General features: G+C 40.0%; 15 protein-coding genes. 8 read left to right on the forward strand and 7 right to left on the reverse strand.

The features are described 5' to 3' along the window. Positions 1-97 precede the first annotated feature (97 nt). Entirely contained in the window at positions 98-2,281 is a 2,184-nt protein-coding gene (locus H6F62_RS15365) for an Rne/Rng family ribonuclease (protein WP_190372418.1), read from the reverse strand. 1,258 nt (positions 2,282-3,539) lie between these two features. On the opposite strand from H6F62_RS15365, the gene H6F62_RS15370 reads away from it, so the two are divergent. Further along, on the forward strand, positions 3,540-3,737 hold the full coding sequence (locus tag H6F62_RS15370; protein ID WP_137908631.1) for a hypothetical protein: 198 nt from the start codon (positions 3,540-3,542) through the stop codon (positions 3,735-3,737). A gap of 20 nt (positions 3,738-3,757) precedes the next feature. Here H6F62_RS15370 and H6F62_RS15375 read toward each other — a convergent pair whose 3' ends face one another. Then, the gene (locus tag H6F62_RS15375) at positions 3,758-4,258 is read right to left on the reverse strand and encodes a thioesterase family protein (RefSeq protein ID WP_137908630.1); all 501 of its coding nucleotides are present in this window, start codon (positions 4,256-4,258) and stop codon (positions 3,758-3,760) included. Between the two features lie 185 nt (positions 4,259-4,443). Between H6F62_RS15375 and H6F62_RS15380 the strand changes: the two genes are divergently transcribed. Next, complete coding sequence (locus H6F62_RS15380) at positions 4,444-5,916, forward strand: leucyl aminopeptidase (RefSeq protein WP_190372419.1); 1,473 nt, start codon at positions 4,444-4,446, stop codon at positions 5,914-5,916. Positions 5,917-5,971: 55 nt separating this feature from the next. Here the strand turns inward: H6F62_RS15380 and gntT are convergent, their stop codons facing one another. Next, positions 5,972-7,327, reverse strand: a complete 1,356-nt coding sequence (gntT, locus tag H6F62_RS15385; protein WP_137908628.1) for a guanitoxin biosynthesis MATE family efflux transporter GntT — start codon at positions 7,325-7,327, stop codon at positions 5,972-5,974. A 502-nt stretch (positions 7,328-7,829) separates the two neighbouring features. Between gntT and plsX the strand changes: the two genes are divergently transcribed. From plsX to H6F62_RS15415, 6 genes are all read left to right on the forward strand, one after another. Then, the gene (gene plsX / locus H6F62_RS15390; protein WP_137908627.1) at positions 7,830-8,855 is read left to right on the forward strand and encodes a phosphate acyltransferase PlsX; all 1,026 of its coding nucleotides are present in this window, start codon (positions 7,830-7,832) and stop codon (positions 8,853-8,855) included. Between the two features lie 190 nt (positions 8,856-9,045). Further along, positions 9,046-10,047, forward strand: a complete 1,002-nt coding sequence (locus H6F62_RS15395; RefSeq protein WP_190372420.1) for a beta-ketoacyl-ACP synthase 3 — start codon at positions 9,046-9,048, stop codon at positions 10,045-10,047. A gap of 35 nt (positions 10,048-10,082) precedes the next feature. Then, positions 10,083-10,964 (forward strand): ACP S-malonyltransferase, encoded by an 882-nt coding sequence (gene fabD / locus H6F62_RS15400; RefSeq protein ID WP_190372421.1) that lies wholly within the window; start codon positions 10,083-10,085, stop codon positions 10,962-10,964. A 227-nt stretch (positions 10,965-11,191) separates the two neighbouring features. Continuing rightward, entirely contained in the window at positions 11,192-11,905 is a 714-nt protein-coding gene (locus H6F62_RS15405) for a PspA/IM30 family protein (RefSeq protein WP_028083378.1), read from the forward strand. 20 nt (positions 11,906-11,925) lie between these two features. Beyond that, positions 11,926-12,825, forward strand: a complete 900-nt coding sequence (locus H6F62_RS15410; protein ID WP_190372422.1) for a phosphate ABC transporter substrate-binding protein — start codon at positions 11,926-11,928, stop codon at positions 12,823-12,825. A gap of 117 nt (positions 12,826-12,942) precedes the next feature. Next, positions 12,943-13,404, forward strand: a complete 462-nt coding sequence (locus H6F62_RS15415; protein ID WP_190372423.1) for a DUF4079 domain-containing protein — start codon at positions 12,943-12,945, stop codon at positions 13,402-13,404. 11 nt (positions 13,405-13,415) lie between these two features. Here the strand turns inward: H6F62_RS15415 and H6F62_RS15420 are convergent, their stop codons facing one another. The 4 genes from H6F62_RS15420 to H6F62_RS15435 all read right to left on the reverse strand — a co-directional run bounded on the left by H6F62_RS15420 (position 13,416) and on the right by H6F62_RS15435 (position 15,715). Next, on the reverse strand, positions 13,416-14,246 hold the full coding sequence (locus H6F62_RS15420; protein ID WP_190372424.1) for a type II CAAX endopeptidase family protein: 831 nt from the start codon (positions 14,244-14,246) through the stop codon (positions 13,416-13,418). Positions 14,247-14,276: 30 nt separating this feature from the next. Beyond that, positions 14,277-14,558: an ATP-dependent Clp protease adapter ClpS gene (clpS, locus tag H6F62_RS15425; protein WP_190372425.1), complete on the reverse strand. Its 282-nt coding sequence runs from the start codon at positions 14,556-14,558 to the stop codon at positions 14,277-14,279. Positions 14,559-14,812: 254 nt separating this feature from the next. Beyond that, positions 14,813-15,010 (reverse strand): hypothetical protein, encoded by a 198-nt coding sequence (locus H6F62_RS15430; RefSeq protein WP_137908621.1) that lies wholly within the window; start codon positions 15,008-15,010, stop codon positions 14,813-14,815. 480 nt (positions 15,011-15,490) lie between these two features. Then, complete coding sequence (locus H6F62_RS15435; protein ID WP_347238718.1) at positions 15,491-15,715, reverse strand: zinc ribbon domain-containing protein; 225 nt, start codon at positions 15,713-15,715, stop codon at positions 15,491-15,493. Positions 15,716-15,727 lie beyond the last annotated feature (12 nt).

The raw sequence follows: 15,727 nt of genomic DNA on the forward strand, positions 1-15,727 counted from the left end.
TGATTTTTGTCTGTTAAGAGTTCCCTCAAATCATAGTCCAATTACAAAGGCCGATTTCAAGCAGAACACAATCTAAAATCCTTTTAGGGTATTGACTTCAATCTTGGCTAAAACCATCTGCATCCATGGCTGATGAACGACGACGACGGCGACGATTAGGCACGGAAGTGAAAGTGTTAGAAGAGTCAGTTTCAGATTCAGTTTCCCCGGGAATTATTGTCAATTCTGGGACGATAGTTAATGAAGATTCAATTTCCGGCTCAAGGGTTTGTTGGGTTGGTACTTTCTTATGTGCAGGAATGACTGTATGCCTGAAGCTATCAGAATTTTCCGTTTCACTAATAATTGGTTGAGTTGGTTGAGTTGGTTGAGTTGGTTGAGTTGGTTGAGTTGGTTGAGTTAGTTGAGTTATTTCAGTTAGTTCAGTTAGTTCAGTTAGTTCAGTTGGTAATTCTCCTGGTTGAACAACATTAATAATCACCGATCTAGAACTTTTCCCCTCACGATCTAACTTGAGTAAAGGAGAAATTCCCATTTCAGCATAAGTATCTTGTTCTTTTGCTGACATTTCCACAGTGATAATCTCCGGTGGTTCTACTTTAATCGGTTCTAGTTTGACTTTTACCCGTTCTGGCCTTTCTGTCCAACCAGATTTATTAATAGTAGGTGAAGAGATTTCTGGTATTGGTAGTTCAACCTCTTCCAAGTCTAAATCTGAATCATTAACAAAAGCTAGGGGAGTTAGCCCAGATCGGGGTTCATCTTTACCATTAGCTGGATTGACACCCGTTCTGGGGCGACGGGTACGGGTACGGCGCTTGCTATCATTTAATTCCTGGTAACTAGGATGATTGATCAGATGCAGGGGACTAAATTCTGGTTCACCTTCAAATCCTTCCCCAAAGCCATCGTAAGTATCTCGTGGTATAGCGGCAGTCATGCTACCGATATCAGGTATGCGAGTAGCTAAACGTGGTTCTTTTGGCGGCATACTTCCAAACCGTTCTGGTATATCTGTGGACGGAATGGGCAGGCGGTTTTCCGTTTCTCCCGGTAATCTCACAGTATGTCCTAAACCACCGCAAGCGGGACAGGGTTCGCCAAATAATTCATAAATGTTTTGGCCTTGACGCTTGCGAGTTAGTTCAACTAAACCTAATTCGGTCAATTGGGCAATTTGTGGACGGGCTTTATCAGCTTTGAGAGCTTTGTTAAAGTGTTCTAACACTTGCATTTGATCGCGTCGGGATTCCATATCAATGAAATCAACCACAATCACACCCGCAATATTCCGCAAACGTAACTGACGGGCAATTTCCGCAGCAGCTTCACAGTTTGTCCATAACACTGTTTCTCTAGCGGTTGCAGAACGGGTGAAAGAACCAGAGTTAACATCTACTACGGTTAAAGCTTCCGTAGGTTGGATGATAATATAACCACCTGATGGCAAATCTACCCTTGGTCTGAGGGCTTCACGGACAGCGGCATTAATGCGGAAATATTCTAAAATCGGAGAGCGATCGCGGTGATGATCAATCAGCAATCCCTGGGGCGTTTGTCCACCACTCCAGTTTTGTAAATATTGTTTCACCCGTTTTAATCCCGTGCTGGAATCAACAACAATGCGATTCACATCACTACCATACATATCCCTGAGTACGCGCTGAATAAAGTCATCATCACGATTCAGTAGAGCCGGCGCGCGGGAGGTTACTGCTTCTTGTTGAACAATTTCCCACTGCTTTTGCAGCACTTCTAAATCTTCAATAATTGCTTCTTCTGGCTTCCCTTCTGCTTCTGTGCGTACTAGCAAACCCATCCCTGCTGGTTTCACCAAAATTGCCAAAGCTCTGAGACGGTTACGCTCACTTTCACTCTTAATGCGTCTCGATAAATTTACACCCCGTCCATAGGGCATTAACACCACATAACGGCCAGGTAAGGTAATGTTCCCTGTCAACCTGGGACCTTTTGAGCCTGTTGGCTCTTTCATCACTTGCACTAAGGTTTTTTGCTGTGGTGTCAACAGTTCTGTAATTGCTGCTGCACTTCGTTTCAGCCTCAATGGACCTAAATCAGTGACGTGAATAAAACCGTTGCGCTCCGGGTCGCCGATATTGACAAAAGCCGCATCTATCCCAGGTAATACGTTTTCTACTACACCTAAATAGATATCACCAATTTGGTGATGACCAGTAGCTACAACGAGTTCTTGTATTTGATCTTCAGAAAATACAGCAGCGATTTGATGCTGCTCCGCGATGATAATTTGTTTTGGCATTCAATTTCCTCAAAAACTGGCAGCACTGGTGGGAATCACCAGAAAGTTCTCTGTTATCCCCCTTCTACAGTCACTGCTACAAGGTGCTACTAGTAATAAAAACTTCCAATTTGCAGCTCTGCTTTAGTTTGGAGAGCTAATCATACTGTGATGGGGTTTACACACCAGATCACTCCTGAACAGAATATAGTTTAAGAACTTGAATCAACCTTCCTTGGCCGATTTACCATACTATACGCTGCTATTTAAACTTTGGATATCCGTAGATATCTGTCCCAATGTTAACGTTTCATCAGCTAAAGTTGACTGTACCTAAATGGCAAGCACTTGATCACTTTTTAGAAACTTCCGTTAGACACGGTCTATTACACATTGGTTTGACCGTCGGCTGAGGGAAACAAACCTGCCTTTAGCAATGGATTTGCTATCCGTGTTTACACCAGAAAATCTAGCTAAGTGCAAACAACCCACTGAGTCATCTTGACAAGAATTTTGGCAGCTTTTTAATCTCTGTCATTACTTATGTAGTATATTTTAATACTAGCCGCTCTCGCTTCTGTAGTAATTGCACAAAAGCCCGCAATAAAAGCAAGTCTCATTTAAGGGATAGAATCTATCAATGAATCGAGAAGCTAACAAAAGCTATTGTTAGTCATCAATTCACAAGGTAGCTAAAGAGAGAGTGGTTTGTAATCAGCAGCAGAGTTGATCCGGGATACAATTTTAGAAGTTGCACTCTTATATCTTTGCCTTCGCACCCGTGAGTATCACAGGTAGTGAATCAATTGACATACCTTCTCTTCCTTTCATGAGAGAGGATTCCTTAACGCTTCATTGGGTTGTGCTATCGAAATAGTCTTACCATCCCTCGACGTTCGTTTAAAGTCTCCCAATGCCATAAGGCGACTAAACAAAATTCTACCACAATAATCGCCAATCCGTCCTAGAAGGACGGGGCTTGTATCATAAGTTTTTGGTCACTCAATGCAGCACCAGAAAATTTCTCTTAATCGCCATTCTAACGCAACTTTGCTAAAAATCAATTGCCAAAATAGATATCTGGTGAAAATTAAATGGGATAGGATAATTTCCTTTGTCTAGTGGTAAATTAGACGATAAATTTTCAACTATCCCTAAGAAAGATGTCATTTTTCCCAAAAACAAAAATAGGTGACAGAGCACAGTAAATAGTTTATTTTGGAAACAAACTCAATACCCGTTCATACCCCTTGTCGTTTATTCCCTATCACCTAACGTTATGATTATTACATTAATAGTAGCTTGGATAGTTTTTATGATTCTGTGGAAATTAATCAAAACTACCATTAAAACCGCCCTGCTCTGTGCCTCTATTGTCATGTTATTATACTTTGGTTTCCATATTACTCCCCAAGATATTTGGCATCAAATCAGCCAGTTTGTTCAAACCTTTTCCCAAACACCAGCAAAGAAGTAAAACTACCAATTACCAATCAATTACCCAATTTTTCGAGAGCCTGAAATCTTTGCTAAAGCATCTTGAAATGCAGGTGGTAACTGACGCATAATTTTACCCTTTTCCCGATCTAAAGCCACTAACGTCACCTGAGCGGTAATATATAAATCCTGGTTATCAGGAGAAACAATAGTATAATCCCAGTTCATACGCACTCCCGTCACCTCATTCATCCGTGTTTTTACTATGACTGGCATCCCCAATTGCACGGAACGATGATAACGAATTGACAACTCCACTACGGGCAAATCACAACCTAAAGCTACTAAATCAGCAAATTCAATGCCGATAGAACGTAAACATTCTACCCGTGCTTCTTCCATCCAAGTTAAATAAGTACCGTGCCAAACAATACCAGCATAGTCAGTGTGATGGGGTTGGGCCCTGACTGGATATTCAAACCAATTTTCAAATGCTACATTGGTAACATTCTCAATAGCACTTGTTGGTGGTAATTGGGGTGGGGTTGTTTCTTGAGACATTTTAATAATTTTTTGATCCTTTTTTGAGCAACAGACTACCAAAAATTGATAAAATTTTGTAAATTGGGAATTTTTCAACTCTATTCCAATTTTACCAGATTGTGAAAACGTTGCATGAAACCTGCATAATTCAGAAAATTTGAGCAATACTGGTACAAGAAGGAAGATAAGCAGAACTTACAAAAATGACCATTCAACCTACTGATAAGACTTTACTGGACTGGACGGGCGATACTTTAGCAATTGGCTTATTTGAAGATGCAGTACAATTAATTGGTGATTTGGCGAATTTAGACCAGAAATTGGCTGGAATCCTCACAGAAATAATTGCTGAAGAAGAATTTACTGGTAAAGTCAATAGTACCATCTTTACGAGGGTAGGCGCGGGTAATTTGGTACGGAAGGTGATTTTAGTTGGCTTAGGTAAACCAGAGGCACTACAATTAGAAACCCTGCGACGAGTTGCGGCCACAGTTGCACGCACCGCTAAAAAGCAGAAAACTAAAACTCTGGGAATTAGTTTACCACTATGGAACAATGATCCAGCAGCTACAGCCCAAGCTATTACTGAGGGTATAGAATTAGCACTTTACCAAGATATTCGCTTTAAGTCTGAACCAGAGGATAAAAGCCCCAATATTGAAACTATTGATTTACTGGGTTTAGCAGGACAACAAGCGGCTATTACCCGCGCTGATCAAATTGTTTCTGGAGTCATTTTAGCACGGCAGTTAGTGGCAGCCCCAGCTAATGCAGTGACACCGATTACTATGGCCGAAACTGCTGGGGCGATCGCTCACGAATATGGGTTAGAATTAGAGATTCTAGAACAGGCAGAATGTGAAAAATTAGGTATGGGGGCATTTTTAGGAGTAGCCCAGGCTTCTGAGTTACCACCTAAATTCATTCACTTAATTTATAAACCAGCTACTACACCCAGACGCAAGTTGGCTATTATTGGTAAGGGTTTAACTTTCGATTCTGGTGGTTTAAATATTAAAGGTGCGGGTAGTGGGATTGAAACCATGAAAATTGACATGGGTGGTGCTGCGGCTACTCTGGGTGCTGCTAAAGTGATTGGACAATTAAAGCCAGATGTGGAGGTTCACTTTATATCAGCCGTCACCGAAAATATGATTAGCGGTAAGGCTATGCACCCTGGAGACATCTTAACCGCCTCAAATGGCAAAACCATTGAAGTGAATAACACCGATGCTGAAGGGCGTTTAACTTTGGCTGATGCCTTGGTATATGCTGATAAATTGGGTGTAGATGCGATCGTTGATTTAGCTACGCTTACAGGTGCCTGTGTGGTGGCTTTGGGTGAAGATATTGCTGGTTTATTTACACCGGACGATGCTATGGCCTCCCAACTCCAAACAGCCGCAGAAGCAGCTGGTGAGAAAATTTGGCGTTTACCAATGGAAGATAAATATTTTGATGGGCTGAAATCTGGTATTGCCGATATGAAGAATACAGGACCTCGTTATGGCGGTTCTATTACTGCTGCTTTGTTTCTGAAACAGTTTGTTAAGGATACTGCCTGGGCGCATTTAGATATTGCCGGTCCTGTGTGGGCTGATAAGGAAAATGGCTATAACGGTGCAGGGGCGACCGGTTTTGGTGTCAGAACTTTAGTAAATTGGGTGTTAAGTTAAACTTTGATAGCCCTGTATTCCCAGTCTGGAGACTGGGAACGAGAATTCTGGACTATCAACTAGAAATTAATGGCTGATTTTGTAAACTTTCATCTTTCAAGGTTCGGGGGATAGATACAGCTAGTAAAAGCATATTACCTGCCATATAAGAGACTAAAGTAGACCACAATAAATGATTACTATGAAAATACCAGGCAGCAATTACTAGTGGCATGAAACCTACTGCAAAAGATAATAATACTACATTCCGCAAAGTTGCACCTTCTCTTAAACCGATAAAATAACCTTCTAAAACAAAAGTTATACCTGTAACTACGCAAACCGGAAGTAACCAAATCGTATATTGATTAATATCTTGATTAACTTCTGCATGATTAGTTAATAATCCAAATATCTGATTAGGAAATAAGATAGATGTGCCAGCAAACCCTAATGCTATGACTAAACTAGTCAGTCCAGCAACTATCAATAAAGGTATCATTTCTTGGGTATTACCTTTACTTTTAAAATTAGCTGTCATAGTTTGCACTGTTAGTCCGACACCATTAATGGTGAACTGACTTAAAATGGCAATTTGTAACAATAAACCATTTTGTGCTAAGATCGTTGTTCCCATGGTGGCACTTAAATTAGTAAAGATAGAATAGACAGAAATCAATAATATGTAACGGATCAAAATATTACCTTTTAAAGCAACAGTTCCTTGCAAAGCTACCCAATCAAATAATTCCTTAATAGCGGCTGGTACGGTTTGCCAAGGAATAGTAAAAACCATCCATATTAAGCCGACAATTAAGGCTAAATATTGGCTTAATGCTGTTGCTAAACCGGCTCCTGTACTTGCCCAACCCCATTGAAAAATCATTAAGTAATCTAATAATACATTAGAACCATTACCCACAATTGACATTAATAAGACTACCCAATTCATTTCTCTACCTAAAAACCAACCGAATAAAACAAAATTGAGTAGTACAGCCGGTGCAGCCCAAATTCGTGCATAAAAATAATCAACTCCAGCAGCTTCGATATCTGAAGACCCACTTAAAATAAAAAAGCCAATTTTTTGTAAAGGATACTGTAATAAAATAATAATTAAACCCAGGAATAAAGCAATTAAACCGCTACGTAAACCAGCTAAAATTACCTCCTTATTATCATCTTTGCCTACTGCTTGAGCGGTAATGGCATTAGTGCTAGAACGGATAAATTTTAATACTCGATAAAGATAATCAAAGAGAATAGTTGCTAAAATTACTCCTGCTAAATGTCGAATATCTGTTAAATGTCCTAAAAAAGCAATGTCTACCAAACCAGCTAAAGGAATCATCATGTTACTGAGAACGCTGATACTGGTTAATCGGTAAAACCGGCCTAAGAAGTTGTACTTATTGGGAACTGTAAATATCATCTTTGTTCTTTGGAGTGCCGTAATTTTAGTAAAAATAGGTAGAGTTAATGCCTGCTAATAAGTATTTATGCAAACTTATGGATGTCCACAGCTTAATTCTGTCATCAATGCTAACACGATTGTTAATTAATAACTCAAGTTACTAGTTATCTAGTTGGGGCTGGTAATGGGTAATGGGTCATTTCATTGGTGAGTAATTTTCTGTTGTAATTCTGTAAATCCTTTAATCATGGACATCCTGGGCTATCAGACATTTTCCCTAACTAGCAGATGCCCAAGGCTAATTTTAAGCGGGTTGTACCATTAGTTGTTGTTGTGTGCTTACCGTGGGGAGGTTTGATAGGTCACTGGGAGATAAATCTGGTGCTTTGATGCTATCTAGATTTTGATTCTAGGGTTCTGAACCTACTTCCCGATAATTTCTGATGGCTTTTTTGAGAATTTTGCATTTTTAAGTATTACAATCTGATAAAATTTGTAAGGTTTCTATAAGCTCTGAGCAATGGGATCGACAGGTGTAAGAATCGCAATTGACGCGATGGGGGGAGATCATGCACCCGCTGAAATTGTCGCTGGCGCACTGCGGGCGAGAGAAGAATTGGGTGTGAAAATATTATTGGTCGGAGATCCCCAAGGAATTGAGGCTGTAATACCGCCAAAAACTAATATGGCGGACTTGGAGATTGTTCCTGCTAAGGAAGCGATCGCTATGGATGAAGAGCCTCTCAACGCAGTTAGGCGTAAGCGAGAATCTTCTATCAATGTAGCGATGGATTTAGTCAAAAATAAACGAGCAGATGCGGTATTTTCTGCGGGACACTCTGGGGCGGCCATGGCCTCGGCTTTGCTGCGATTAGGAAGATTACCGGGAATAGACCGTCCAGCCATTGCTACAGTATTCCCCACCATCAAAGTCGGTAAACCAGTAATGATACTGGATGTCGGTGCGAATGTAGACTGTCGCCCTAAATTTTTGGAACAGTTTGCAGTCATGGGTTCAATTTACAGTCAGTATGTTTTGGGAACAGAAAACCCCAAAATAGGTTTACTGAATATTGGCGAAGAAGATACCAAGGGTAATGAAGTGGTTTTTCGCGCCCACCAATTGTTAAGGGAAAATACTCAAATTAATTTTACTGGTAATGCAGAAGGACGCGATGTATTATCCGGTGAATTTGATGTGATTGTCTGTGACGGCTTTGTGGGTAATATTTTACTAAAATTTGCCGAAGCAGTCGGAGGTGTAATTCTGCAAATTCTGCGAGAAGAATTACCCCAAGGGCTACATGGTCAAATCGGGACAGCAATTTTAAAACCCAACCTCAAGCGCGTTAAACAGCGCATGGATCACGCTGAACATGGAGGGGCTTTGCTTTTAGGTGTTAGCGGTATTTGTTTTATTGGTCATGGTAGTTCCCAAGCACCATCTATTTTTAGCGCCATTCGCATGGCTAAGGAAGCTGTAGATAATCAGGTGTTAACAAGACTCCAATCCCAATATCAAATTCTGCAAAATGAAAGTAGTTAGTTGGTATTTCTCAACTATGGAAATTATCGCTAACAGCTATTTGTCAATTGTCATCCAATTTTAGATTAGGGATGAAAATCCCTAATTTGATAACTCAAATTGGAATTGTCATTGGTACTCGTTATTAATGCTTACAAACAAGACAATTGACAATTAATAACTGACAATTGACAACTGAGGATATTAAGAAGTGCAAAATTTTTTAGCCAGCGGCATAGCAATTACAGGCAGTGGTTCAGCAGTCCCAGCAACGGTTTTACATAACCAACAATTAACTCAATTGGTGGAAACATCAGATGAGTGGATTACTTCTAGAACAGGTATAAGTCAGCGACGGTTAGCATTACCCGCTGACTCACTCACATTATTAGCCACCGCTGCGAGTCAACAGGCTATTGCAGCAGCAGGAATTACAGCAGCAGACATAGACTTAATTTTACTGGCAACTTCTACCCCGGATGACCTATTTGGAACTGCTTGCCGTGTTCAAAGTGAGTTAGGTGCTGTCAAAGCAGTGGCCTTTGACTTAACTGCTGCTTGTTCCGGTTTTGTCTTCGGTTTGGTAACGGCGGCACAATACATTAAAACAGGTGTTTATCAGAATGTACTCTTGATTGGGGCAGATATCCTCTCTCGCTGGGTAGATTGGCAGGATAGACGCAGTTGTGTATTGTTTGGTGATGGGGCTGGAGCAGTGGTATTACAAGCGAGTAAAAGCGATCGCTTATTAGGATTTTCCCTGAAAAGCGACGGTTCTCAAAACCAATATCTGAATCTGTCCTATCATGGCTCTAGTGTAGAACTGACAGGGGATATTCATGTATCTACGGGCAAATATCAGCCCATGACCATGAATGGAAAAGAAGTTTACCGCTTTGCTGTCCAAAAAGTTCCCGAAGTAATAGATAAAGCCCTATTTGTAGCTAACCTGAGAGTGGAAAATATAGACTGGCTAATATTACATCAAGCAAATCAAAGAATTATTAATTCCGTTGCTGAACGCTTGAATATTCCTGAACATAAAGTAATCAGCAATGTTGCTAACTATGGTAACACCTCTGCCGCCTCTATTCCCCTAGCTTTAGATGAAGCGGTGCGAGAGGGAAAAATCAAAACTAATGATATCATTGCCATCTCTGGTTTTGGGGCTGGACTTTCCTGGGGTGCGGCCATTTTCCAATGGGGAAGATAATTGACAACTGACAACTGACAACTGATTAATAACAAATGACTAAAACTGCATGGGTGTTTCCCGGACAAGGTTCTCAAGCATTGTCCATGGGAGTAGACCTATTAAATCTACCATCTGCCAAAGAAAAATTTATTCAAGCTGAGGCCATTTTGGGCTGGTCTGTGATAGATATCTGTCAAAGCGACATTGACACTTTATCACGGACACTTTATACCCAGCCGAGTTTATATGTCATCGAAAGTATAATTGCTGATATATTGCGAGAGAAAGGACAGCAACCAGACTTAGTTGCAGGTCACAGTTTAGGGGAATATATCGCTCTTTATGTTGCAGGAGTTTTTGAATGGTCTGCTGGTTTATACTTAGTAAAGCGGCGGGCGGAACTGATGGAAAGTGCTGCTGGCGGGATGATGGCCGCACTGGTAAACTTTAATAGAGAAGAGTTGGAAAAAGTTATTAGTGAAACACCTAATGTAGTTTTGGCAAATGATAACAGTCCTACTCAAGTCGTAATTTCTGGCACACCTGAAGCTGTGCAAGCTGTCACGTCTCGAGTCAAAACCAGAAAGGCTATTCCTTTAAAGGTTTCAGGAGCATTTCATTCCCATTTAATGAAAGCAGCAGCAACGGAATTTCAAGAAGTTTTAGACTCAGTGATTTTTCAGTCAGCAACGGTGCCGGTTTTATCTAATGTTGACCCAATTCCAGCCACAGAAGCAAAAACTTTGAAAGAGCGCCTTTGTCAACAAATGACAGGACCTGTGCGTTGGCGAGAAATTTCCTTACAATTCCCAGAAAATGGTGTTGAGAAGGTTGTGGAAATAGGTCCTGGTAACGTTTTAACTGGTTTGATTAAACGGACTACTTCTGGGTTAATTTTGGAAAATATTCGTAATGCTGGTGAGTTGCCTGTTTAGGTTAAATTCATTAAACATCGTGAGCAGTTAGCGGAATCAGTTCATCATTTATCAGGTGTTGTAAATTGTTTAACCTGATTTCAACCTAATTTGTTCACGTTTGTTAACTGCTGTGACTAAAAAATATTCAAGACAATCTTGAAAAAGTTGACAGACAATTGCGATGTATGCCTAAATTAGAGTAAAAATATAACTATCACCATCCTGATGGGAATAACTTTACGGTTATGAAAAAAGCTCTCTATTGGTTAATGGGTGAAAGAGCAGGAAGAACCATAGTTGGGACTTGGAACTGGTTATGGGGGATGCCTGTAGAGTCCGGTGGTAAAGTGGCTGTAGCGGTTGCTGAAGAATCTCTTGAGTCCATGCAAGAGGCTGTTCAAAAATTGGCTGTAGCAGTTGCGGCTCAAGAAGGTGCTTATAAAAATGCTAAGCGCAAATATGAGGCAAAAATTACTGAGTTTAAGACCTTTGAACAGCAAGCCATGACTGCTCAAAAAGGTGGTAATGAAGACGCAGCGCGAATGGCTATGACTAAGGCTATTCAAACCGAGCAAATCTTGCCCAAACTGGAGGACATGGTTAAACAGGCTGAAATGGCTGTCAAAGCTTCTAAGGATAAACTTAGTCGTGAGCGGATGAAGCTAGAAAGCTACAAAGCTGATATGCAGAATATGAAAGATATGTCAGAGGTGAATGAAGCTTTGGCTATGATTGCTAAAGTCAATAATGAATTTGACATTGGTTCGGCTAAAAGTGACTTTGAAAAAGCTAAGGGTGCTGTTGAACGTCGGAATATGCAGATAGATGCTTTAGCAGAATTATCCGAAAATCCGGCGGAAAGACTGCAAGCAGAAATCGAAAATATGACCTTGGATGATGAAGTTGCTCGTCGTTTGCAAAGGTTACAAGATTCTCAACCCAAACAATTAGCAGAATAACTAAGAAGGAGGGAAAAAGTATGAATACGAGTCGGAAAAGCGGACCACCACCTATTGTTTTTATTTTGCTATTTTTATTGATTTCGGGTGCAGGTTACTGGTGGTTTTTTATGCGTAAACCTACTACAGTCTCTCCTGGTGTTGAAGAAACTACTACACCATTAACAACTACCACACCATTCCCACTACCCACAACTGTAGCCGGCGGTACTACTGTAAAGATAGACGGTTCTACTAGCATGGTGACAATTAATAAAAATCTCAAAAATGGTTTTGAGAAGCAGTTTCCTGGTACGAAAGTCGAAATCAATGGGAATGGGACGGATCAGGGAATTGAGGATATATTAGCTGGTAAAGTTGATATTGCTGCTGCTTCTAGACCATTGACAGCGCTAGAGCAAAGTCAGGGATTAAAAAGTGTTACTATATCACAAGATGCGATCGCTTTGATGGTCGGTAAGGCAAATCCTTTTAACCAAGGATTAACTAGTAGTCAAGTTGCAGATATATTTCAGGGGAAAATTAATAATTGGTCGGCTGTGGGGGGTCCATCTGTAACTATCCGTGTTATTAATCGCCCGGTAATTAGTGGCACACATCAAATATTTAAGGAATTAGTCCTCAAAGGAGCTAATTTTGGAACTACACCTAATATTACCACACTCTCGCGCGATGCTACAACTCCGCTAATTCAAGCCTTGGGAATTGATGGTATCGCTTACGCTACCTGGAGTCAAGCTGCTAATCAAAAAACGGCGCGGGTTCTATCTATAGATGGGTTAGCTCCAAATGCTGGTAGTTATCCTTACCAGCGATCGCTCTATTATATCTATAAAGACCCTGCTAATGTGGGAGTTAAAGCATTTTTAGGTTATGCAACTTCTCCTCAAGGACAGCAGGTTTTGACATTAGGTAACTAAATAAATTTGAAGTGTATAACCTGTTCGATATCTGACTTTTGTAGGCTGGTCATCTTACCAGCCTATATATTATGTATTTATGTATTTAAGTAATTTTCATTAACTGAACTGTTTTTTATGCACTTACCTTCTTTTCTATGGTTATGGAAAATAGCCGCTTGGTCAATGGGGTTATCCTTGATGGCATACTTGTTTTTAGCAATAACTGGTATTTGGATGTTACTGGCTAAAACTACTCTCAAAGTCCCCATGGGGATTATATTACCGTGGCATCGTGGTCAAGTGCTATTGCTCCATTATATCATCGGCATCACTATGGTCAGTCTAGTTTTACTCTTGTTAGCAGTTGGTATTGTGGGTACTTTGGGACATTTTGGTTCTTTAGGACATTCTCTACATTTAGGGGCTGGGTTAATAGTGGTGATACTAGTTTTAGTATCGGCTTTTAGCGCCACGCAAATTAGTACGGGTAAGTCTTGGGCTAGACCTTTACATCTTGGTTGTAATCTATTATTATTACCGGGCTTTATTTGGGTATCGCTGAGTGGTTGGACGGTGGTACAAAAGTATTTACCTTAATTAGCTATAGGTTAATTTGGCCTTTTTAATTGTTGACTACCTATCCACCAAGCTAGTCCAGCCATGAATAATACTCCCATAACTCCCTGCAAAGGATTATTATTCACACCAGTTACCCAATCAGGAACTTGTCCCGAATATTGGGTTAATTGTCCAACATTAATGATATAATAACCCCAAACTAGTCCACCATGTAAACCAATAGGTAGGCCTAAACGCCCCCGTTTCCAACGTTTTCCCCATACTTGGGTTAAACCTAACAGCACTAAGGCGGGAAACTGTGGTAAAGTGTGAATAATTGCCTCTAAGGGTTTAATGAAATGGGTTACAGCAAATAAAATTGCATTTATCCAAAGGGCAGTATTTAATTTATAATCTCTTTGTAGTTCATTTAGTAACCAACCCCGGAATAATAGTTCTTCTGCAAAACCTACACCAAAACCAACTAATAAACCTTCTAATATTATTTTCCCTAAAAATGCTTTGGGTTGTTGCCATACTAACCAACCTAGCACAGCTTCTAAACTAAATAAGACTAAAACACTAATTAATCCTATGGTCAACCCTTGGAAGAGTTCTATACCATTAAAGCGTGTAAATTCTAACCCATAACGGCTGAATATTCCTGGTTTTTGATAGACTTTTTTCCCCCAGATATTCAGCAGCAAAATAAACTCGACATATAATATCACAATTGTCAAGATACTTTCTAAATTAGAATCTGGAACTAACCAATAAATTGGTACAGCTAGGGGTAGCCACAACAACAGTAAGGCTAGTATAAAGCAAACCAGCCTTACATAAACCGGGTATTGGGTAAGGTGAGTGAGATTAATTTTCATCCTTATTGACCAATGGCCAATGACCAATGATTATTCATCGGGTTCAATTGTACTAATCAAACCATGGCTTGTGAGTGTTTCACAATAAAATTCCGCGTGTTCTTGAGCGCAACTAATCACCAAAGCTAACCCGTTATGGTGAGCTTCCATCATGATACTAACAGCCTGGGGTTGAGTAATGCTAGTAACGGTAGTCATTAGCACTTGAACTACGTACTCCATGGAATTGTAATCATCATTATGAAGCAAAACGCGATATCGAGGCGCGAGCTGGCGGGATGTAGAACGCTTCTCAATGGTTTCGACTGACACGATTTTTTGCTCTTTTATCCTTGATTTACTAGAATATAGTTACTGTTGAGCAGCTGCTTAACAGTTATTTACCTCTGTATAGACTATCCAATCTGAAGATTGGGGTACGCCGTATTTTTATCTGAAAATACTTGTGGCGTTGCTTACAGATTTTTCACTTTAGCATTATAACACAAATAAAGCGGCTTGGCCTATGGTCCAGGAAAATTCTCCTTTGTTTTCCCATGCTTTCACTCACAACTGGAGTTATCAGGCTATCCCCAGCTAGGAACTAACTGTACCCTACCAGCGTCCATTTCTGCCATCAGTAATTCTAAGGCTTCATAGTCAACATCAGATATATGACCCAGTTTTGTCAGTTCTGAGTTAATCTCATTTTCTATTTCTGGTGTTAATTTTCTGATATGTAGGGCTTTTTCGACCAAGTGACGAATGACGTATCGAGTTTTCATAAGCAATAAACCAGGTAGTTACTAGTCATTATCTTAGATAATGGTTGGTATAAGATGTTTTTTTGTCTTCTCTATCTCCGTGATTTACATGACCACTTAATTCACAAGATTAGTTATTCAATAACTCTGTTTTTTTGTCAACTACACTGGCAAAAAACATGACTGAAAACTACGGAGAAATGTGGCTGAAACTAGGTTTATTTATAGGTTCAACCTTGGTAACTTCTATGGCTACAGATGATTAATCTGCATTCAGAATCTATATGTAGATTGTTTTTTAACTGCTCGAAAAAAAAAGTATATATAAATACATTTTACTACTAACTTATAACAATCTTTAAATAAGGGTCGTAAAATGGTAAGGATTTAGCAAAGATAGATTAAACTTGTCGCCAATTCGGAAAAAAAAGTTTCTCTGCAAATAGAGAGCAAATTTTGACATACTCACCGTCCTAAAGAAGCGGGGAAACACTTGACGCTTCACTGACTGACGCTAACCGAAGTAGTCTTATTCTGTCTCTGCGTCCGTTTAGAGCCGTGGCAATGACCTATCCCGGCTTTATTTATATTTTTAGCAGCATTTTCATCTCGGTCGTGTTCAGTTCCGCAATTTAAACACTTAACCGACCGAATTTTTAAATCAAGTTTGCCCCATTTGTATCCACATTTAGAGCAAATTTGACTTGTTGCTTCCCATCTACTAATAACACGGAAATC

The organism is Anabaena sp. FACHB-1391, from assembly GCF_014696755.1.
Lineage (GTDB): Bacteria > Cyanobacteriota > Cyanobacteriia > Cyanobacteriales > Nostocaceae > Dolichospermum > Dolichospermum planctonicum.

Excerpts from the sequence above, each read along its gene's own strand:
- fabD (WP_190372421.1), top strand. The coding sequence starts at position 10,083 with ATGACTAAAACTGCATGGGTGTTTCCCGGACAAGGTTCTCAAGCATTG.
- H6F62_RS15430 (WP_137908621.1), bottom strand. The coding sequence starts at position 15,010 with ATGAAAACTCGATACGTCATTCGTCACTTGGTCGAAAAAGCCCTACAT.
- gntT (WP_137908628.1), bottom strand. The coding sequence starts at position 7,327 with ATGATATTTACAGTTCCCAATAAGTACAACTTCTTAGGCCGGTTTTAC.
- H6F62_RS15365 (WP_190372418.1), bottom strand. The coding sequence starts at position 2,281 with ATGCCAAAACAAATTATCATCGCGGAGCAGCATCAAATCGCTGCTGTA.
- plsX (WP_137908627.1), top strand. The coding sequence starts at position 7,830 with ATGGGATCGACAGGTGTAAGAATCGCAATTGACGCGATGGGGGGAGAT.
- H6F62_RS15410 (WP_190372422.1), top strand. The coding sequence starts at position 11,926 with ATGAATACGAGTCGGAAAAGCGGACCACCACCTATTGTTTTTATTTTG.
- H6F62_RS15370 (WP_137908631.1), top strand. The coding sequence starts at position 3,540 with ATGATTATTACATTAATAGTAGCTTGGATAGTTTTTATGATTCTGTGG.
- H6F62_RS15405 (WP_028083378.1), top strand. The coding sequence starts at position 11,192 with ATGAAAAAAGCTCTCTATTGGTTAATGGGTGAAAGAGCAGGAAGAACC.
- H6F62_RS15380 (WP_190372419.1), top strand. The coding sequence starts at position 4,444 with ATGACCATTCAACCTACTGATAAGACTTTACTGGACTGGACGGGCGAT.
- H6F62_RS15375 (WP_137908630.1), bottom strand. The coding sequence starts at position 4,258 with ATGTCTCAAGAAACAACCCCACCCCAATTACCACCAACAAGTGCTATT.
- H6F62_RS15415 (WP_190372423.1), top strand. The coding sequence starts at position 12,943 with ATGCACTTACCTTCTTTTCTATGGTTATGGAAAATAGCCGCTTGGTCA.
- H6F62_RS15420 (WP_190372424.1), bottom strand. The coding sequence starts at position 14,246 with ATGAAAATTAATCTCACTCACCTTACCCAATACCCGGTTTATGTAAGG.